This is a genomic window from Mesorhizobium sp. CNPSo 4684, assembly GCF_057784315.1.
The window spans coordinates 165,198-184,975 of sequence record NZ_JBWLUX010000012.1; the positions used below are offsets into that span (position 1 = coordinate 165,198).

Sequence of the window (19,778 nt, forward strand, 5' to 3'; positions counted from 1 at the left end):
TGGTTTTGTCTGGGGCGGTCTTCCGCCCCGCAAAGCGGTCAGACACGATGTCCGGCCGCGATGATCTTCTTCAGGAAGCCTTGTGTGCGCTCCTGCTTGGGATGGCGGAAAATCTCGTCGGGCTTGCCTTCCTCGACGATCCTGCCGCGGTCGAAAAACAGCACGCGGTCGGCGAAGTCGTGGGCAAAGCCCATCTCGTGGGTGACGAGCAGCATGGTCATGTCGGTCTCGGCGGCAAGCTTGCGCATGACGTTGAGCACCTCTTCGACCAGCTCCGGATCGAGCGCCGACGTCACCTCGTCGAACAGCATGATCTTTGGCGACAGCGCCAGCGCACGCGCAATCGCCACGCGCTGCTTCTGGCCGCCGGACAATTGCGCCGGCATCGACTTCGCCTTGTCGGCCATGCCGACCATGTCGAGCAGCTCCATTGCCCGCTTTTCGGCAGCGGCGCGCGGCGTGCCCTTGGTCAGCATCGGCGCCAGGGTGACATTGTCCATGACGCATTTGTGCGGAAAGAGATTGAACAGCTGGAAGACCATGCCGATCTTCTGGCGCATCTTGGTCAAATGCCGCTCGTCGGCGGGCAGCAGCTGGCCATTGCGCTCCATGTGATAGAGCTGCTCGCCATCGATCTGGATATGGCCGCCGTCGATCTTCTCAAGTGTCATCAGGATGCGCAGGATCGTCGTCTTGCCCGAGCCGGACGGGCCGATCAGCGCCAGCTTCTCGCCCGGCATGACCTGCATCGACAGGCCGTCGAGCACCTTGAACGAGCCGAAGCTCTTCGAAATGGCGTCGACCTTGATGATGGGTGTGGACAAATGAATTTCCCCTGCTGGAGAAGCCTGTGCCCTTAACGATGCGGAAGGCGCCAAATCATGTCAATTAGGAAAATAATATCATGACAATATTTCCGCGACCGCACAATTTCAGGGCAATTTCCGCTCAGATTGCGAGCAGCAGGTGCTCCGGATCGCCAAGCAGCAGCTTGGTGACAACGCCGAGGCCGGCGCGCAGTTCCCCTTCGGTGGTCGAGCCCAGCGAAATGCGCACCGCCGGATGCCAGGGCGCGTTCGAGATGCGGAAGGAGGTGCCGGGCGCGATCGCGACGCCCTGGAGGCGAGCCTGGGCGACAAAGCTCTCCTCGGCGCGGTCGGCCGGCAATGGCAACCAGATATGCAGCCCGTCGCGCCGGGCGCGGTAATCGACCCCGGCCAGCACTTCGCCCGCGATGTCCTGGCGCCGCCGCAAGGCCGCGCGCTGCCAGCGCACGAGCTCCATCGCCGTACCGTCAGTGACCCATTTGGTGGCGATCTCGGCCACCAGCGGCGTCGCCATCCAGTTGGACACCAGGTGCCGGTTGGCCACAGCCGCAACGTAGCGGTCGGGCGCGGCGAGATAGCCGATGCGCAGGCCAGGCACGGTGATCTTGGTGAAGGACGTCACGTAAAGCGTGCGCTCCGGTGCAAACGCGGCGACCGGCGGCGGCCGGTCGTCAACCAGCGGACCCAGCACATCGTTCTCGATGATGGCGATGTCGTGCTTGCGCGCGACTGCGGCGATCTCCTCACGCCGACGTGCGTCCATCAGCGTCGCCGTCGGGTTGATCACCGAAGGCTGCACGAAGACCGCACGAATGTCGGTGAGACGGCAGGCCTCGTCGAGCGCTTCCGGAATCAGGCCATTGCCGTCGATCGGCAGGCCTTCGAGGTTGAAACCGAGATAGCGGGCTAGCGGCACCAGCGTGTGGTGGCCGATGGCTTCTGTGGCGACGGTCGAGCCCGGCGGCGCCACACTCATCAACGCTACCGTCATCCCCGCGGTGGCGCCGTTGGTGAGACTGATATTCTGCGCGGAAATGTCGAGCCCGCACAGTCTCAGCCAGTCCACCGCCACCGCGCGGTGGCGCGGAAATACCATGTTGGGCCGGAACGACAGCGCCGAACTCGACGGCAGGTTTTCGGCGAGCCAGCCCAGCGCCTGCTTCAGCCGCTCCAGATGCATCGGTTCGCAGACCGGCTTCAGGATGGAGAGGTCGATGACTTCGCCGAGGCGCTCCGGCAGATAGGGTGGCTCCGGCTCGCGGCGCTGGGTCTGGACAAAGCTGCCGCGGCCGATCTCGCCTGAAATCAGGCCGCGTCGGATCAGTTCTTCATAGGCGCGGCTGACCGTCTGCACCGACAATTTGAGATCATCGGCCAGCCGGCGATGCGTCGGCAGCCGCGCGCCATTGGCGAGGCGCCCGTCATGGATGGCGCGCGCGAACTGGTCGGCCAGCGATTGATAGGCTGGCCGGCGAAGGAGCGCGGGATCGGGTTGCCACAATGTCATGACTTATTAGAGATCGAAATCAGTGCAATTGACAATCGAAATAATGCGCCATCATGGTGATGCCGACAAAAAAGCGGACGCCGATGACATCAGCCAAACTCGACGCGATCGACCTGAAAATCCTCGACGCCATCCAGCGCGACGGGCGCATCACCAAGCTGGCGCTGGCCGAGCAGGTCGGCCTGTCGCCGACGCCGTGCTGGATGCGGCTGCGCAAGCTGGAAAAGGCCGGCATCGTCTCGGGCTATCACGCCAGGATCGCCATGCGCGTCGTGGCGCCGGTCGCCACCGTACTGATGGAGGTGACGCTGGCCAGCCACCGCCAGGCCGATTTCGACCGCTTCGAACGCGTCATCCGCGACATCCCCGAGATCGTCGCCTGCTGGTCGGTGGGCGGCGGCGTCGACTATGTGCTGAAGGTGATGGCGCGCGACATCGACGCTTATCAGCGGCTGGTCGATGGCTTGCTCGAGCGCGAGATCGGCATCGACCGCTACTTCACCTACATTGTCACCAAGACGGTGAAGGAAGAAATCGTTCTCCCCGTCGCCGACCTGCTTCCGGCATCGTAGGCCGGAGAGATTGTCTGCCAAGGCGGCAGAATAGAGAGATTCTCTCTGCGGCCGGGCACGCAAACAGCCTCTCTGTCTGCTCATGACGGATAGGCTTCCCGCATCAGTCCGAACCGGGAGGCCTCGACCATGTCCGCGCATTTCGCCCGCTCGCATCGCCATGAAGCGCTCGACCGGCTCACCGACCGCCGGCTGCTGCGCGAACTCGCCTATGTCGACGGGCATTGGACGGCAAGCGAGGCGGCGGAAAGTTTCGAGGTCACCGATCCGGCCACCGGTGCGACTGTCGCTTTCGTCGCGGCGCTCGATGCGCAGCAAACGACAAAAGCAATCGATGCCGCCGCGCGCGGCTTTCCAGCCTGGCGCTCCCTGTTGCCGCAGGAGCGCTCGAAAATTCTGCGAAAATGGTTCGAACTGATCATCGCCGCGAAAGACGATCTTGCTCTGCTGATGACACTGGAACAGGGCAAGCCGCTGCAGGAATCGCTCGGCGAAATCGACTACGCCGCGTCCTTCGTTGAGTGGTATGCCGAGGAAGCAAAGCGCCTCAATGCCGAGAGCGTCACCAGCCATCTGCCGAACGCCGAGATGATGGTGCGGCGCGAGCCGCTTGGTGTTGTCGGCGTCGTCACGCCGTGGAATTTTCCGTCCGCCATGCTGACCCGCAAGGCAGCGGCCGCCCTTGCCGCCGGCTGCACCATCGTCGCGCATCCGTCCTCGGAAACGCCGCTGTCGGCACTGGCGCTGGCTGAACTCGGCGAGCGTGCCGGCCTGTCCGCCGGTGTCTTCAACGTCATCACCGGCAAAGCGGCGACCATCGTCGGCCGCATGTGTGAGGATGCACGCGTCCGTGCCATGAGCTTCACGGGCTCGACGGAGATCGGCAGGCTGATCGCTGCGCAAAGTGCGCCGACGATGAAGCGGCTGGTGATGGAGCTTGGCGGCCACGCGCCGCTGATCGTGTTTGCGGACGCCGATCTCGACAAGGCCGTGAGCATTGCCATCAACGCCAAATTCGCCACATCGGGCCAGGACTGCCTTGCCGCCAACCGCATCTACGTCCAGCGCCCGATCTACGATCGCTTCTGCGCCGCCTTCGCCAGGCGCATTGAGGCACTGCGGACCGGCAATGGGCTTGCCGACGGCACCGACATCGGGCCGCTGATGCATGAGCGCGCCGTCATCAAGGTCGAGGAACAGGTTGCCGATGCCATCGCTCGCGGCGCGCGGTGCCTCGCCGGCGGCAAGCGACATCAGGCCGGGCCGCTGTTCTACCAGCCGACGCTGCTGGCCGATGTCACTGACGAGGCGCTGATCATGCGCGAGGAGACTTTTGGCCCGGTCGCCGCCGTCACGCCTTTCGATAGCGAGGACGAGGTCATCGCCCGCGCCAACGCCACCGAATACGGCCTCGTCGCCTATGTCGTCACCGAGAACGGCGGCCGTCAGCAGCGCATGGGCCGTGCACTCGACTACGGCATGGTCGCCATCAACCGCGTCAAGATCACCGGCGCGCCGATACCCTTTGGCGGCGTCAAGCAATCCGGCATCGGCCGTGAGGGCTCACGCCACGGGCTGGAGGCTTTCACCGATCTGAAATATCTCTGCCTGGACGTCGCATAAGTCCGTCCGGCCATCGCTCAAGGAGTCAAAAAATGCTCGACCAGTCCAACGAACTCAACGCCTGGGATCGCGACCACTTTTTCCATCCCTCGACCCATATGGGCACGCATGCGCGCGGTGAATCGCCGACGCGCATCATGGCCGGTGGTGAAGGCGTCACCGTCTGGGACAACAATGGCAAGAAGAGCATCGATGCCTTTGCCGGCCTCTATTGCGTCAATGTCGGCTACGGCCGCCAGAAGATCGCCGATGCCATCGCCACCCAGGCGAAGAACCTCGCCTACTACCACGCCTATGTCGGTCACGGCACCGAGGCCTCGATCACACTGGCCAAGATGATCATCGACCGTGCGCCCAAGGGCATGTCCAGAGTCTATTTCGGGCTCTCCGGTTCGGACGCCAACGAAACCAACATCAAGCTGATCTGGTACTACAACAACGTGCTTGGGCGGCCGGAGAAGAAGAAGATCATCTCGCGCTGGCGCGGCTATCACGGCTCTGGCGTGATGACGGGATCGCTGACCGGGCTCGACCTCTTCCACAATGCTTTCGACCTGCCGCGCGCGCCGGTGCTGCACACCGAGGCGCCGTACTATTTCCGCCGCGCGGACCGTTCGATGAGCGAGGAGCAGTTCTCGCAGCATTGCGCCGACAAGCTCGAGGAGATGATCCTTGCCGAAGGCCCCGAAACCGTCGCCGCCTTCATCGGCGAGCCGATCCTCGGCACCGGCGGCATCGTCCCGCCGCCCGCCGGTTATTGGGAAAAGATCCAGGCGGTGCTGAAGAAGTATGACGTGCTGCTGGTCGCCGACGAGGTGGTGACGGGCTTCGGTCGTCTCGGCACCATGTTCGGCTCGGACCATTATGGCATCAAGCCGGACCTGGTCACCATCGCCAAAGGCCTGACCTCGGCCTATGCGCCGCTGTCGGGCGTCATCGTCGCCGACAAGATGTGGCAGGTGCTGGTGCAGGGTTCCGACAAGCTCGGCTCGCTCGGCCATGGCTGGACCTATGCGGCGCATCCGATCTGCGTTGCCGCAGGCGTCGCCAATCTCGAACTGATCGACGAGATGGATCTGGTGAAGAACGCCGGCGAGACGGGTGCCTATTTCCGCGCCGAACTCGTCAAGGCCGTCGGTGGCCACAAACATGTCGGCGACGTGCGCGGCGACGGGATGCTGGCGGCGGTCGAGTTCGTCGCCGACAAGGACGACCGTGTGTTCTTCGACGCTTCGCTCAAGATCGGGCCACAGGTGGCGACGGCGCTTGCCGCCAGCGGTGTCATCGGCCGCGCCATGCCGCAGGGCGACATACTCGGCTTCGCGCCGCCGCTCTGTCTGACCCGTGAGGAAGCCGACATCGTCGTGTCGAAGGCCGCCGATGCCGTCAACAGCGTTTTTGCCAATCTTTGAGACCAACGATGAATGCCATGACCAAGACCGTTCCCGCCACCATGGCCGCCGTGCTGCTCACAGGGCACGGCGGACCGGAGAAACTCGTCTATCGCACCGATGTGAAAGTACCTACGCCCGGCCTGGGTGAAGTGCTGGTCAAGGTCAGCGCTTGCGGCATGAACAACACCGATGTCTGGGTGCGCCAGGGCGCCTATGGCACGGAAGAGGACGCTGCCGCCGTGTCGACCTGGCGGCGCCAAGGCAACACGCTTGTTTTCCCGCGCATCCAGGGCACCGACACGGTCGGCATTGTTGCGGCCGTCGGTGAAGGCGTCTCGCCGGACCGTATCGGCGAACGGGTGATGGTCGATTTCTCCATCTACAACCGCGACGACGATTCGCTCGCCGACATCGACTATATGGGCCACGGCCGCGATGGCGGTTATGCCGAGTACCAGACGGTGCCGGCCGAGAATGCGCATGTCGTCGACAACGAGATGAGCGACGTCGAACTCGCCACCTTCTGCTGCGCCTACCTCACCGGCGAGCAGATGCTGGAGCGCGCCGCACTTAAGGCCGGTGAGCGCGTGCTGGTCACCGGTGCCTCCGGCGGCGTCGGCTCGGGCATCGTGCAGCTGGCGCGAGCGCGCGGCGCCATACCCTATGCTGTCGTCGGCAAGGGCAAGGAGCAGGCGGTGCGCGACATCGGCGCCGAGGCCGTCATCCCCCGCGGCGTCGCCGACTTGCCTGCCGCGGTGAATGAGGCGACCGGCGGCCAGCCGATCGACGTGGTCGCCGATCTCGTCGGCGGGGCGATCTTCAACGACTTGTTGCGCATTCTCCGACCCGAAGGCCGCTACACCACAGCCGGCGCGATCGCCGGGCCGGTGGTGCAGCTCGATCTCAGGACCATGTATCTCAAGCAGCTGCAACTGCACGGATCGAGCCAGGGCACGCGCGCCGATTTCCGCCGCATCGTCCGCTACATCGAGGCCAAGAAAATCCGGCCGCTGGTCGGCGGTGTCTACAAACTGTCCGATTTCCACAAGGCGCAGGCCGACTTTATCGCCAAGGATTTTGTCGGCAAGCTGGTGGTCGTGCCGGACGCCATGTGGATCAATGGCTGACCTGGCAGGAGGTGCTTTCGTACGAGTAAGAAAATCATCACGAGCTGTCGGGGTTTGTCGATCCGCGCCGTCCTTGGGTTAGCATTACCCCAAGGAGGAAGCCGTGAGAGACTTGATCCTGAAGATGTCCATGTCGATCGACGGCTTCGTGAGTGGATCTGGATGGCGCGAACAAATGGATGTTCGGCAGCGATCAGGACGCGAAGGCCTGGTCTGTCGAAACCGTAGGGAACGCCAGCCTGCACGTTATGGGCAGCCGCACATTCCTTAGCATGGCCGCACACTGGCCGACCTCCACCGACATGTTCGCGCCGCCGATGAATCGGATCCCCAAGGCTGTCTTCTCACGACAGGGGCCGGCGATCCTGACGAACAAGTCGACAGCGTCCAATGACGCACAGCCGGCCGCGCTGCAGTCCGGCGCAGGGAGTTGGGCTCAGGCCTATGTGGCAAGCGGTGACCTGGCGGAGGAAATCGCGACGCTGAAAGCTCAAGGAGGCAAGCCGATCATCGCCCATGGTGGAGCCAGCTTTGCCCGCAGTCTCGTCGCCCGGGGGCTGGTCGACCAGTTTGTTCTGCTGGTGCACCCGGTGGCGCTGGGCAAAGGCCTGCCGTTGTTTTCCGAACTCGCCGCGCCAGCGTCGCTCAAGCTGATGAGCTCGAAAGCCTTTCCGGGAGGTGCGGTGGCGCAGACCCATCGCGCGACGTGAGCGACGCCAATGCCGGTATAGCCGCGCAGATGCACCTCGTCGTAGCCGCCGGTGGACGTGATCGCCGGGTGCTCTCGCCCGCATGCACCATCGGCAGCGGGATGCTTTTTTCACAACGCCGGTTCCAAAAAGCGAAACCCTTGCGGTTGTCAGGCCGCGAGGTGAAAAACAGGATGCGCGATATTGTTTCGGGCGAAGGTCAGAACGTCTTGCCCAGATTGACCAGGAACCCATTGTCGGTATCGCCGTCGCTGCCGAACAGGCCGCGATATTCCAGCCGCATGTTGAAGTCCTGCACCGTCTGCACATTCACCCCGAGGCCGAGCATGAAGCGGTCCTTGCCGAGCCCGTCGATCGACGTGTGATAGATCGGCCCGCCGAACATGTCGGCGTAGTTCATGGTGATCGCGCTGTCGCCCTGGAAGTCGTGCTGGTATTCCAGCCTCACCTGTGGCGAAACCACGCCGAACTCGGCGGCGAACTTGTAGGCGAGCGTCAGGCCGAGATTGCCCGTCGTGGTGCTGATGTCCTGCTCGCCATAATGCAGGGCCGAGGACGGATCGCCACTTTCGGTGAAGGCATCCAGCGTCGCCTTCGCCACGTCGAGACGCCCATAGGGCGAAATCTGCCATTCCTGGATCTCGAACTTCTTGCCGGCCGACACCGAGGCGAACCATTGGCCACCGTCGCGCTCGCCGTTGGCAAAGCCGCCTCCGGATGTCAGATAACGCTTCGAGTCGAACGACAGCCACTGATATCCGACCAGACCGTCGATGAAGTAGTCCTGGCCGGGATGATAGCTGGCATAGAGTCCCGCTGTGTAGGCCTTACCGGTGCTGCGGCTGCCATTGTCGCCAATGTCACTGACATCGCGGCCGTAACCCATGCCCAGACCGATCGCGAAAGCGCGGCTGAAGCGATAGTCGACGCCGGCGCTGAGGCCCGTGGTCTCGAACTTGTAGCCGTCGTCGCCGTCGTGCTCGCCGATGTTGATCGAGCCGCCGGTCCAGATGGTCACCTTGCTGTGGCCGAAGCTGCCGGTGCCGAAGCCGCCGGGCGTGCCCGATGTGGTCGTGTCGTCGAGGGACGATTTGAACGGCCAGTTCGGGTCGGACGCCTTGCTGCGACCGCAGTCTGGCCCTTTTGCCGCTTGTTCGGCTTCGCCGCAGGTGCTGTCGAAGGAGAGCACGATGCCCTGGACGAAGGCCAGACCATCCGTGGGCTCCTGGCCATTGTCGCTGTCATGCAGGCCCTCCAGGCGCTGCTGGAAGTTGCCGATCTGCGAGGTTGCAAAACGGCGCGTCGCGGCGGTCTCGGCGTTGAGGATACCCATGACCTCGCTGTCCAGCGTCGGATCGGGACGCTCGACGACCTCGATTGTGATCGCCGTCACCGCCGACGTCGCATAGGCATTGGTCAGGGTGAAGGTCACTGTGGCCGTGCCCTGGTAGGTTGCCGTCGGCGTGAACGTCATCTGGAACCCGTTCAGCACAGTCGTTCCCGAGGACGGCGGAGGCACCGAAACCAGGGCCGCACTGGTAAACGGTCCGCCGACCGCATCCTTTGTCAGGTCGACGACCACAGCCTTGCCGGACGATGTCGTGACATTTTGCGCGACAGGGACCGGGATTGGCCTGACGTTGATCGTGACGGTGGCAGGCGCCGAGGTTCCGCCAGGTCCGGTCGCTGTGTACGTCAGTGAGTCCGATCCGTTAAAGGACGCTCCCGGCGTGTAGACGATGTCGATTCCGCTGACAGACGCGGTGCCGTGCGCGGGCGCGGTGGCAATCGCCACCGAGGTGATGGTCCCGGTATCGTTGTCCGTGACGTGGATGGTCACGGGCTGACCTTCAAGCGTCTCAGCCGTCTCCGGGTTGGCAACCGGCGGGTTGTTGCCGATCACCAGCGTGTAATTTGCCGTGCCGGTGAAACCGAAACTGTCGGTCGCCGTGGCGGTGATGGCGAACGAGCCGAACTCTGCCGGCGTGCCCGAAAGCACGCCCGCTGAGGACAGCGATATTCCGGCCGGTGGGGTGCCGGTCAGCGCGTAGGTGTAAGGCCCGGTGCCGCCGCTGGCCGTCAGCGTCTGGCTGTAGGCAACGCTGTATTGGCCTGGAGGCAAGGTGGCTGGTGCCAGTGTGATGGTCGGCGCTGAAATAATCAGCGTATAGGGCCGGGACCCGGTCGCCGCAGTACCCGTCGTGCTGTCGGTCGCCGTCACGGTGAAGGAGAAGGAGCCGGCAACGGTCGGCGTGCCTGCGAGCGTATCTCCCGTGAGCGTTATGCCTGCGGGCAATGTACCCGAGGTTACTGCAAAGCTGTAAGGGCTATTGCCGCCGCTCGCCGACAGCGGCTGGCTGTAGGCGGTTCCGGCCACACCGCCCGGAAGGCTGGCGGGCGACACCGTCAGGCCGGGCACCAGGACCTGCAGACTGTAGCTTTGGGTGCCCGTCTGACCATTGGCATCTTGCGCCTGAACCGTGATCGGAAATGTGCCGGACTGCGTCGGCGTCCCCGAAAGAACGCCCGCCGTAGTGAGCGACATGCCATTCGGCAGCGGACCGGAAGATACAGTGAAGCTGTAGGGACCAACGCCGCCGGAACCGACAAGGGAGACTGGCGTGTAGGCAGCCCCTGCGGTCGCATCCGCCAGCAAGGCCGGAGCGATCGTGATGGTCGGTGCGCCAACCTGCAAGACGTAGTTTTGCGTTCTGGCAAACGGTGCGCCGGCACCGGTGCTGCTGTCCGTTGCCCTAACCGAGAAGGTGAACAGGCCGGTCGCAGTAGGTGTTCCCGAGAGCAGCCCGGTCGCAGGATCGAGCGCGAGGCCCGCTGGAAGCGCGCCGGCGCTGACGGTGTAGGCATAGGGCGCCGTGCCACCGGACGCTGAGAACTGCTGACTGTAGGCCGCGCCATAGGCGGCGCTAAGCGTTCCCGCCGCCGGCGTCATGGAAAGCGTTGGCGCAGCGACAGTGAGCGTGAAGGGCTGCGCAATCGCGAACGGGCCATTTCCGGTGCTGCTATCATTGCCCGTGACGTTGAGGGCGAAGCTGCCGGCTTCTGTCGGCGTTCCGGAAACGGTCACGCTGTTGGCTGTCGTCCCCGTGGCGGAAAGGCCAGCCGGCAAGCCGCTTACCGACAGTGTGTACGGCGCAGCACCACCGGATGCGGTGAAAGTCTGCGTGTAGGCCACGCCAACCTGCGCGGTCAAAGCCCCGGATGCCGCGACGACGACCGTCGGATTGCTGACCGTGATGGTGACCGTCGCTGGCGCGGACGTTCCGGCCGTATTCGTTGCCGTGTAGGTGAACGAGTCGGGACCGGCGTAACCGGCGGTGGGTGTGTAGCTTATCGATGTGCCGCTGGCCGTGGCCGTGCCGTGGGTGGCCGCTGTGCCAACTGCAACCGACGTCGGCGTGCCGCCTGTGATGTTCAGCGTGATCGGATTGGCGCTGCTGTCATAGGCAACCGTGGCCGACACCGGGTTGGCAACCGGCGGAATGTTGACGATGGTGAGCGTGTAGGCCTGCGGCGCACTCGAATAGGGTCCCGTGCCCGTGCTGCTGTCAGTCGCGGTTACAGAGAAATTGTAAGTTCCCTCTGCGGTCGGCGTTCCCGAAAACGCACCCGCGCCGGACAGCGCCACGCCCGGCGGCAGGGCTCCGGCTGTCACCGCATATGTGTAGGGCGAAGTGCCTCCGGTCGCCGGGTTGAGGGCCGCCGAATAGGCCGCGCCAAGCGTGCCATCTGCCATTGTCGTTGCCGGCAAGCTGATGGTCGGCGCGGCAATCGTCAGCGTATAGGCCTGTGTGCCGCTGAACGGTCCGGGCCCGGCGCTGCTATCGGTTGCCTGCACGGTGAAATTGAATGTGCCGCCGGCGGTTGGCGTGCCGGAAAGCAGGCCTGTATTCGTGTTCAAACTTAGCCCGGATGGAAGCGCCCCCGCGCTGATGGTGAATGTATAGGGGCCCGTGCCGCCGCTGGCGGAAATCGTCGCGCTGTAGGGCGATGCAACCGTAGCACCAGGCACGGTTGGCGGAGCCACAGTGATGGTCGGCGCGGCATTGATGACGACGGTTATGTCCTGGGTAACGAACCATACGCCGCCGGTCGAGATCGTTGTGCTGTCCTGCGACTTGACCTTGAATGTGACGGTGCCCTGAGCGCTCGGCGTTCCGGAAATCAGGCCGCTGGAAGACAAGCTCAGTCCAGCCGGCAGTGGGCCAATCTCGACACTGTAAGTATAGGGCGCGGTGCCGCCGCTGGTGGTGAGTTGCTGGCTGTATGCAAAGCCTACGGCACCTGCGGGCGGGCTGGTCGGCGAAACGACCAGGGTGGGTCCTGGGACAATGAAGCTGTAGCTTTTGTCGGTTGTCAAAGGCGTGCCAACCGTGGAATCCACCACATGCACGGTGTAGTTGTAAGGGCCTGAGCCCGTCGGCGTGCCGGAAATCCTGCCGTTGGACGCAAGACTGAGCCCCGGCGGCAAGCTGCCGCCGCCCGGCGTATAGGTATAGGGCGCCACGCCGCCGCTAGAGGAAAGTGTCTGGTCGTAGAAAACGCCGACTGCCGGCGTTGGCAGGCTTGCGGGGCTGACGGTGATGGGCGAGGTGGCAGGCTGGACGGTTATATTGACCGTGACGACACCCGCGGAGGCATCTTCAAAGGTGAAACTGTCCGACAGGGCGCCGTCGCCATTGTTGACATAAGTCAGGAGACCGGCTGACGGGTTGTCGATGGTGACATGGCCGTGTGCGGGCTGCACCACCTGGCTCTGTGGGTTTGTTCCGAAAGGATCGCATGACGACGCGTCGATCTGGTGAGAGCCGCCAGATGCCACGGTAAACGTTATCGGGGCGGGGCATCCTAGGGATGGCGCAGCCTGTGCCTCGGATGGCGCCAAGGCAGCCATGCCAACAAACGCAAGCATGACAACCCACAGCAGGAACCCGCTGGCAAACGCATCCGAACGCCCGGCGCAATACTTTACAGTCCGACCCAATGCATGCCCCCAGTGGCGCCAATCGATACGCTTTAGTGTCGAAGCGAAAAATATCGGCCGATCAAATCTTTAGCTGACGCAGAATCCGAGTGCGATCATCCCCATCGGATTCGAAGGCAAAGTAAATCATACAGTCTTCACCATGTCTACCATGTAGAAAAACTCCGCTTGCAGAATCCACGGTTTATGAGCAATGATGAATTCAAGGAACTTTCTGAACAATATTAGGGGGAGCTAATGGCCGAATATTTCCTCGGGCAGATCATGATGACGGGGTTCGGATTCGCGCCAAAGGGCTTCGCCTTTTGCAATGGCTCGATAATCGCCATCGCTCAGAACCAGGCCCTGTTCTCGCTGCTCGGCACCACCTATGGCGGCAATGGCACAACGACCTTCGCCCTGCCCAACCTGCAAAGCCGCACCCCGGTCGGCTTTGGCCCATCCGCAGATCCGAACTGGAACCCGTCAGCCTATCAGTGGGGTGAAACCGGCGGCGTTGAAAACGTCACACTGCTGTCTCAGCAACTGCCGGCCCACAACCATGTGGGCAACGCAACCACCGCAGCGGGTGCGGCGCGCAATCCCAGCGGTGCGCTCTATGGCACCACCACGAATGCCATCTATGCCGCGCCGAATGGCCGCGTGGTTCCCTTGGCGGCTCCGACCGTCACCTATGTCGGCGGCAACCAATCACACTCGAACATACAGCCCTACGAGACCATCAACTACAACATAGCCATGACCGGGATATTCCCATCACGCAGTTGATGCCTCCGAGCCATCGCCAGATCACTGCACGCCAAATTACTGCCCGCCAAATTACTGCCCGGAGGAGATCCATCGATGACCACGCCCTTTGTCGGAGAGATCCGCATGTTCGGTTTTTCGCGCGTGCCGAACGGTTGGTTCGCCTGCGACGGGGGGCTGTATCCCATCTCGCAATATGAGGTGCTGTTTACACTGATCGGCACCACCTATGGCGGCGATGGTCAGTCTACGTTCGCCGTGCCCAGTCTCTCCGGTCGTGTGCCCATCCACCAGGGAACCGGGTCTGGCCTTTCGAACTATGTCCTGGGCCAGGTGGCTGGCAGCGAGAACGTCACCCTGCTCCCCCAGCAGATGCCGCAGCACAATCATTCGATGACCGCGACCACGTTGAGCGCAGATGGCAAAGCGGTCAACACGACGGCCGAACTCGGTGCCATCTCGAATGACACCATGTATGTGACCGATATTACCGGCGCGACGGCTTATGTCACCGCCCCACAATCGACGCAGAGTGTCGGCGGGACCTCGCCGCACGACAACACTATGCCGACGCTGACAGTGCAGTTCTGCATTGCATGGGCGGGAATTTACCCATCGCAGAGCTGAGCCCCGCGCCTGGGATTGTTTATGGAAACCGGTTCGCCATCCAGATAGCAAGGACATTCCAATGACTGAGCCCTTCCTCGGTGAGATACAGGTCTTCGGCTTCAGCTTCGCTCCGCGCGGGTGGGCGTCCTGCAATGGTGCCGTTGTTCCGATCCAGCAAAATTCGGCGCTGTTCGCGCTGCTTGGCACCAATTACGGCGGCAATGGCACGACCACCTTTCAGCTGCCCAATTTTACCAACCGCGCCGGCTGCAACCAGGGCACGGGCCCCGGCCTTTCAAGCCGCATCATCGGTGAGACGTTTGGCGCAAGCAGCGAGACGCTGACGGTGGCGCAAATGCCGGCGCACATGCATCAGTTCACAATATACAACCAGCCGGATCTGGCCAAGAAAACGGGGTCGCCCTCTGCCGGCAATTCATTGGCCCCGCCGGGAAGCACCAGTCCTTTTGTGGCCAACGCGCAGGTGAACGTGCAATTCCTGCCCACCATGCTTGGCATTACCGGGAACAGTCAGCCGCACGAGAATCGCCAGCCTTACCTCGCGCTGAATTACAGTATTGCGATGTCGGGGGTCTTTCCGTCGTTCGGTTGATGGTCTCGATCGAAGCAGAAGCGTTGCCGGCATTTCCCGCCGGCGAAAACTCTCGGCTTGGCTTTCCACGTCGCGCGTCCCGCAGCGCGACGCTCGCGGACATTCCATTTCTGCGCCAGCTCTACTGGTCATTCCGCATGGAGGAAATGGAACCCGTGCCGTGGCTGCAGGAGATGAAACGGGCGTTCATCGACGGGCAATTCAACCTTCAGCATCGCCACTATGTCAGCGTATTTTCAAACGCCGATTTCCTGATTCTGCAAGAAAAAGGCAAGCCGATCGGACGGCTCTATGTCGATTCCACTGCCGAGCGCTGGCACATCATCGATATCGGTTTCCTGCCGCAATGGCGCAACGGTGGCCGAGGGATCGCCCTGCTGAAGGCAATTCAAGGCCATGCGAAAACCTCCGGGGCATCGGGGGTCTTTCTGCATGTCGAGCGGCGCAACATTCGCGCGCAGGCTCTCTACCGCCGCCTTCAGTTCAGGGAAGTCGAGGCCAGCGATACCCATATCGGAATGCAGTGGTCTACGGCCTGACCGGCCTTGCTTGTCCGGTCGTTCCGCGACCGGGCTGCACTCTCAATTGAAGACCGCCTGATAGACGATGCCTTCCTTGTCCCTGGCGACAGGGACCAGGAATATTTCCAGATTGCCCAGTGTCCCATTCTTCAACCTGTAGAGCTTTTGCGGCAGCACCACCTGCGAGCCGCTTCGGAACATCAGGGAAAAGGGCGATCGTCGCATTCCGGGAAATCCGCTTTCCGGCAGCGGCCGCGCCTCCGACAGCGTCAGGGGCAGCGAACTCTCCCCCATGTCGATGTCGAACGCGCTGCCAACGCATCCCGCGAAATGCTCCAGCGTCACAAGTCCCATAACCCCTCCACTTTCCCGCACCTTGCGCCGCTCAGGCAACCGTCCCCTGGTCTGGTCACGGACGGCACGCCGATCGGGTCGATTGATACCGTGTTTTGGCATGGCATGAAAGTTCTTGCGAGCCATTCCTCTTCAGCAAGACTTGGCCTTTCGCTCCAATCACTGGCGCCTGACTGCACACAAAAGCAACATCGGTCGAGCGTCTTCGCGACTCGCAAGCATTGGCCAGGATTGAGCCGCCGGTGCTGGCATCATACTGGGCGCAACGTCATCGATCGGCGCGGACCGGTCCGTTACTCCGGAAGGCCGGCCTTGCGGAAGCCATCGACGAAATGTTCGAGCGTGGCAGTGTCGCGGAATGGCTCGGTCTCGACCCAGTGACGGGTTGTGAAATGCGGGTTGGCGACGAGGAACATTGCGACCTCGGCGCGCGCCTCATCGAGCCGGCCGAGCTGGGCGAGGCTCGCCGCCAGGAAGCGGCGTGAGCTTGTGCGATAGGTCTCCTCCCGGCGCAGCGTCTCGACGGCGGCCTCGTAGTCGCGCGCCGCGTATTGCGCCTGGCCGAGCGTCAGATAGTACCAGCTTGCCGGATACGGGTTCAGACGGAACGCTTTGCGGATCTGCTCGAGGCCCTCCTCCACCTGCCCGGCCAGGGTCGTGATGTCGGACAATGTCGCCCAGGCGTCGGCGTCGTTCGGGTCGAGCTCGAACGCCTTGGCAAATTCCGCGTCCGCCTCATCGAATCTGCGCTCATAGGCAAGCAGGTTGGCAAGCACCCAGTGACAGCCGGCATCATTGGGATCGATCGCCACGGCCTTGCGCGCCAGGTCCAGGGCAAGGCCGCGGGCAGGCTCCATCGCTTCGCCCCAATGCACCCATCCCATCCAGTGGTTCATGGCAAGCCAGCGATAGGCCTCGGCATAGTCCGGATCGAGCGCAACCGCGCGCGTCAGCATCAGATGCGCTTCGCGCGCCGTCTCTGGCGAGACGTCGATCAGCTTGCGGGCCCGCACACACAGATCGTAGGCCTCGAGATTCCCCGGCCGGTTGCGCGGCAGGGGCGCGCGCAGGCGGCCAAGCAGCGCCTCGACGATCTTGGCCGTCACCTCGTCCTGGACGGCAAAGATATCTTCCAGGCCGCGATCGAAGCGGTCCGCCCACAGATGCTCGCCGCTCAGTGCGTCAACCAGCTGGGCGTTGATGCGCACGCGCCCGGCGGCACGCCTGGCGCTGCCCTCCAAGAGATAGCGCACGCCAAGTTCCCTGGCGATTTCGCGCACATCCACCGCCTTGCCCTTGTAGGCAAAGGTCGAGTTGCGCGCGATGACGAACAGGCCGCCGATCCGGGACAGGTCGGTGATCAGGTCTTCAGTCAACCCGTCGGCGAAGGCTTCCTGCTCGGGGTCGTTGCTGAAATTGGCGAAGGGCAACACGGCTATCGACGGCTTGGCGGGCAGCGGCAAAGGCTGTCGCTTTGCATCGCCGAGCCGTTCAATGGCGCCGGTGAAGCGATAGCCGACGCGCGGAACCGTCGATATCCATTCCCCGCCATTCGCGGCCGGACCCAGCAGCTTGCGCAATTGCGCGATCTGGACCGTAAGGTTGCCTTCCTCGACGGCCGTGCCTGGCCATGCCGCGTCCATCAACTCGGCCTTGGCCAGGATCTCGCCGGGCCGTGCGACGAGCGCCGCCAGCAGTTGCAGTCCGCGATGACCGGCTGCGACGGGGACATCGTCCCGAAGGAGCGTTCCCGCACCCGGATCAAGCACGAACGGACCAAAGGCAAAGCGCACTCCTTGCATAACGCGCATCTATAGCCCGTTTGGAAGTTTTGAGAACTATTTGGGAAGGCTTAATTACGGCGCCGTCCGCATGCTGCAGAATTCAGCCTCTTTCAAACCGAGGGCTCTTGCCCCTTAAGCCGAATGGAGGTTGCCATGAACGATACCCTTGCTTCTGCCCCGGCAGCCTGGCCGGAAAAACCCGCGGCGTCATCGCGCCGGTACCTGACGGGCCCGCGCAGCATGATTGCGGCCTGGCGTGAGCGGATACGCTTTCGCTGGGACCTGAAGCAGATGGCGGAGGCCAATCCGCATCTGATCGACGATATCGGCCTGACCAGACGCCAGGTCGAGGCAGAGATCGTCAAACGCTTCTGGCAAGTGTGAGCCGGATGATACCGGATCGCCCGTTTGTGCGTGCCGCGGCGCTTCGCCGGTATTTGCACTTGCCGGAATTTGCCGATCCTGCTTCGAAGGCTGCATGAGCGCCGAAGACGCTACGTCACCGCGCGAGAACCGCATCCCGTGGGCCGCGATGGCCGGCATCATCGCGACCGTCACGGTGTTTGCCGTCGCGCAGGGGCTGACCTATCCGCTGCTCAGCTTCATCCTCGAACGGCAGGGGACGACACCGGGCCTGATCGGCCTCTCGGCGGCAATGACGCCGCTGGGTTTCATCGTATCGTCGCTCTTCACGCCGGCGCTGGTTCAGCGCGTGGGCGCGGCGCGCTTTGCGGTTCTGTGTTCAATCCTGGCAGCGAGCGCCCTGATCGCGATTGCCTGGACGCAGGACGTCTGGGCCTGGATGCCGTTGCGCTTCCTGCTCGGCTTCTTTGCCAACCCGCTCTACATGATCAGCGAAACCTGGCTGGTCTCAATCACGCCCGCCGCGCGCCGGGTCCGCATCATGGGCCTTTACTCCTCCATTGTTTCCGCCGGATTCGGCTTCGGCCCACTGTCGCTCGGCCTTGTGGGCACCCAAGGGTGGCCGCCCTTCATCATCGGCAGCGCAGCCTTCCTGGTCTGCGGCCTGATCGTGCTTGCCGTCGCAGCGCGCCTGCCCGACATGCCGCATGACGGCGAGGCGGTGTCGGTCGGCGGCTTCTTTGCCCTGGCGCCGCTGTTGTTGTTTGCCGTTTTCACCGCTGCCGCCTTCGAGCAGGTCCTGCTTTCCCTGTTCGCGGTCTATGGCGCCGCACTTGGCAGCGCCGAGCAGCGCATTGCGTCGCTCATCACCTGTTTCATCGCCGGCAATGCCGTGCTGCAGATCGTGCTCGGGCGCGCGGCCGAACGGTTTGGCTCGACGCGGATGATGCTGTTCTGTGTCCTGGTGTGCCTGGCCGGTTGCCTGCTGTTGCCGTTGCTCTTCAACAATTGGCTGATCTGGCCGCTTTTCTTCGTCTGGGGCGGGGTCTCGTTCGGCATCTACACGTTGTCGCTGATCCAGCTCGGCGAGCGTTTCACTGGCCAGGCCTTGATTGCCGGCAATGCCGCCTTCGGAATCGTATGGGGCATAGGCGGCATCGTCGGCTCGCCCGCGGCCGGGCTGGCAATGCAACTGACCGGACATCAGGGACTGCCGTCGTCGCTCGGCCTGCTGTGCTGTGTGCTGGTGGTGTTTCTGACGGCGCAGAGACGGCGGGGTTGAGCGAAGACCTTGCTCAGGCGTAAGGCGTGCCTGCCATTGCGGCTTTCAGGCCAATGCTGCCCTTGTCGACGAGAGCGAGAAAGGCCGCGCTCGCTTGGCCGCTGTCGCGGGTTTCTCGAAACGTCCGGTGCGCCTGGATGAAGGCCACACTCCATGTCGTCAGGAGCAGCGCCGCACCCAGCCGGGCGTCGGGGTCGGCGGCATCACGCCCCGCGCCTTCAGTCAGCGCTACCGTCAGCACGTCCGCCAGCTCATCCCGTATCGCTCTCGCCCGCGCCTTGAGCGTCTCGCTGCCCTCGACCGTCCTGATCAGGCCCTGGCTCCTGGCGGAGAATTCGACGACGGGGCTACGTTCGGCAACCAGGCGATGCGCGAACAGCCGCAACGCCTCGATCGGCGCGATGCCTGGATCGCGCTGTCGCAGAGCCTCGCGCAGCATCTCGCGGCCTTCCTCGTCACGGTCGAAGAGCATGTCCTCCTTGCGCGGGAAGTGATTGAACACCGTCATCCGCCCGACATCGGCGGCCGCCGCGATCTCGTCCACCGTCACATCATCGAAGCCCCGCTCGAAGAACAGGAGCGTGGCGGCATCGGAGATGGCTTGCCGCGTGGCGAGGCGCTTGCGGGCCCGGAGGTCGGACGGGGTTGACATGGCTTTCCTTGAATATGTACTGAGTACAAGTTTGGATCGAGTATAGTAAGAGCCGGACCGAAAAGCAAGCTTATCCGCTCGATCTGACTGC

The 19,778-nt window shown here is 63.3% G+C and carries 17 protein-coding genes; 11 read left to right on the forward strand and 6 right to left on the reverse strand.

The features are described from left to right. Positions 1 to 38 precede the first annotated feature (38 nt). Together ehuA and ehuR are read right to left on the reverse strand one after the other, a co-directional pair. Entirely contained in the window at positions 39 to 824 is a 786-nt protein-coding gene (gene ehuA, locus AC04SG_RS13285) for an ectoine/hydroxyectoine ABC transporter ATP-binding protein EhuA (protein WP_210285109.1), read from the reverse strand. A gap of 124 nt (positions 825 to 948) precedes the next feature. Next, entirely contained in the window at positions 949 to 2,334 is a 1,386-nt protein-coding gene (ehuR, locus tag AC04SG_RS13290) for a MocR-like ectoine utilization transcription factor EhuR (RefSeq protein WP_488551396.1), read from the reverse strand. Between the two features lie 83 nt (positions 2,335 to 2,417). Here ehuR and AC04SG_RS13295 point away from each other — a divergent pair, with 83 nt between their 5' ends. From AC04SG_RS13295 to AC04SG_RS13315, 5 genes are all read left to right on the forward strand, one after another. Further along, complete coding sequence (locus AC04SG_RS13295) at positions 2,418 to 2,906, forward strand: Lrp/AsnC family transcriptional regulator (RefSeq protein WP_488551397.1); 489 nt, start codon at positions 2,418 to 2,420, stop codon at positions 2,904 to 2,906. Positions 2,907 to 3,035: 129 nt separating this feature from the next. Next, positions 3,036 to 4,529, forward strand: a complete 1,494-nt coding sequence (locus tag AC04SG_RS13300; protein WP_488551398.1) for an NAD-dependent succinate-semialdehyde dehydrogenase — start codon at positions 3,036 to 3,038, stop codon at positions 4,527 to 4,529. A 32-nt stretch (positions 4,530 to 4,561) separates the two neighbouring features. After that, complete coding sequence (locus tag AC04SG_RS13305; protein ID WP_488551399.1) at positions 4,562 to 5,941, forward strand: aminotransferase; 1,380 nt, start codon at positions 4,562 to 4,564, stop codon at positions 5,939 to 5,941. An 8-nt stretch (positions 5,942 to 5,949) separates the two neighbouring features. Then, positions 5,950 to 7,050, forward strand: coding sequence for an alcohol dehydrogenase family protein (locus tag AC04SG_RS13310; protein WP_488551400.1), 1,101 nt, complete (start codon positions 5,950 to 5,952; stop codon positions 7,048 to 7,050). A gap of 152 nt (positions 7,051 to 7,202) precedes the next feature. Further along, positions 7,203 to 7,760 carry a dihydrofolate reductase family protein gene (locus AC04SG_RS13315; RefSeq protein ID WP_488551401.1) on the forward strand — a complete coding sequence of 186 codons (558 nt, stop codon included), beginning with the start codon at positions 7,203 to 7,205 and terminating at the stop codon, positions 7,758 to 7,760. A 199-nt stretch (positions 7,761 to 7,959) separates the two neighbouring features. Here AC04SG_RS13315 and AC04SG_RS13320 read toward each other — a convergent pair whose 3' ends face one another. After that, a complete protein-coding gene (locus AC04SG_RS13320) occupies positions 7,960 to 12,525 on the reverse strand; it encodes a putative Ig domain-containing protein (RefSeq protein WP_488551402.1) in 4,566 nt (1,521 codons plus the stop codon). A 474-nt stretch (positions 12,526 to 12,999) separates the two neighbouring features. Here AC04SG_RS13320 and AC04SG_RS13325 point away from each other — a divergent pair, with 474 nt between their 5' ends. The 4 genes from AC04SG_RS13325 to AC04SG_RS13340 all read left to right on the forward strand — a co-directional run bounded on the left by AC04SG_RS13325 (position 13,000) and on the right by AC04SG_RS13340 (position 15,270). Continuing rightward, the gene (locus AC04SG_RS13325; protein WP_488551403.1) at positions 13,000 to 13,530 is read left to right on the forward strand and encodes a phage tail protein; all 531 of its coding nucleotides are present in this window, start codon (positions 13,000 to 13,002) and stop codon (positions 13,528 to 13,530) included. 75 nt (positions 13,531 to 13,605) lie between these two features. Next, positions 13,606 to 14,136 carry a phage tail protein gene (locus tag AC04SG_RS13330; protein WP_488551404.1) on the forward strand — a complete coding sequence of 177 codons (531 nt, stop codon included), beginning with the start codon at positions 13,606 to 13,608 and terminating at the stop codon, positions 14,134 to 14,136. A 61-nt stretch (positions 14,137 to 14,197) separates the two neighbouring features. Beyond that, complete coding sequence (locus AC04SG_RS13335; protein WP_488551405.1) at positions 14,198 to 14,731, forward strand: phage tail protein; 534 nt, start codon at positions 14,198 to 14,200, stop codon at positions 14,729 to 14,731. Next, the gene (locus tag AC04SG_RS13340) at positions 14,731 to 15,270 is read left to right on the forward strand and encodes a GNAT family N-acetyltransferase (protein WP_488551406.1); all 540 of its coding nucleotides are present in this window, start codon (positions 14,731 to 14,733) and stop codon (positions 15,268 to 15,270) included. The genes AC04SG_RS13335 and AC04SG_RS13340 overlap by 1 nt, the downstream gene beginning before the upstream one ends. Before the next feature lie 42 nt (positions 15,271 to 15,312). On the opposite strand, the gene AC04SG_RS13345 is transcribed toward AC04SG_RS13340, so the two are convergent. Together AC04SG_RS13345 and AC04SG_RS13350 are read right to left on the reverse strand one after the other, a co-directional pair. Then, positions 15,313 to 15,606 carry a DUF6916 family protein gene (locus AC04SG_RS13345; protein ID WP_142868762.1) on the reverse strand — a complete coding sequence of 98 codons (294 nt, stop codon included), beginning with the start codon at positions 15,604 to 15,606 and terminating at the stop codon, positions 15,313 to 15,315. 293 nt (positions 15,607 to 15,899) lie between these two features. Continuing rightward, complete coding sequence (locus AC04SG_RS13350) at positions 15,900 to 17,417, reverse strand: winged helix-turn-helix domain-containing tetratricopeptide repeat protein (protein WP_488551407.1); 1,518 nt, start codon at positions 17,415 to 17,417, stop codon at positions 15,900 to 15,902. A gap of 126 nt (positions 17,418 to 17,543) precedes the next feature. On the opposite strand from AC04SG_RS13350, the gene AC04SG_RS13355 reads away from it, so the two are divergent. Together AC04SG_RS13355 and AC04SG_RS13360 are read left to right on the forward strand one after the other, a co-directional pair. Further along, entirely contained in the window at positions 17,544 to 17,774 is a 231-nt protein-coding gene (locus tag AC04SG_RS13355; RefSeq protein WP_112566363.1) for a DUF1127 domain-containing protein, read from the forward strand. A gap of 94 nt (positions 17,775 to 17,868) precedes the next feature. After that, positions 17,869 to 19,035: an MFS transporter gene (locus AC04SG_RS13360; protein WP_488551408.1), complete on the forward strand. Its 1,167-nt coding sequence runs from the start codon at positions 17,869 to 17,871 to the stop codon at positions 19,033 to 19,035. Between the two features lie 13 nt (positions 19,036 to 19,048). Here the strand turns inward: AC04SG_RS13360 and AC04SG_RS13365 are convergent, their stop codons facing one another. Further along, positions 19,049 to 19,687, reverse strand: a complete 639-nt coding sequence (locus AC04SG_RS13365; protein ID WP_488551409.1) for a TetR/AcrR family transcriptional regulator — start codon at positions 19,685 to 19,687, stop codon at positions 19,049 to 19,051. Positions 19,688 to 19,778 lie beyond the last annotated feature (91 nt).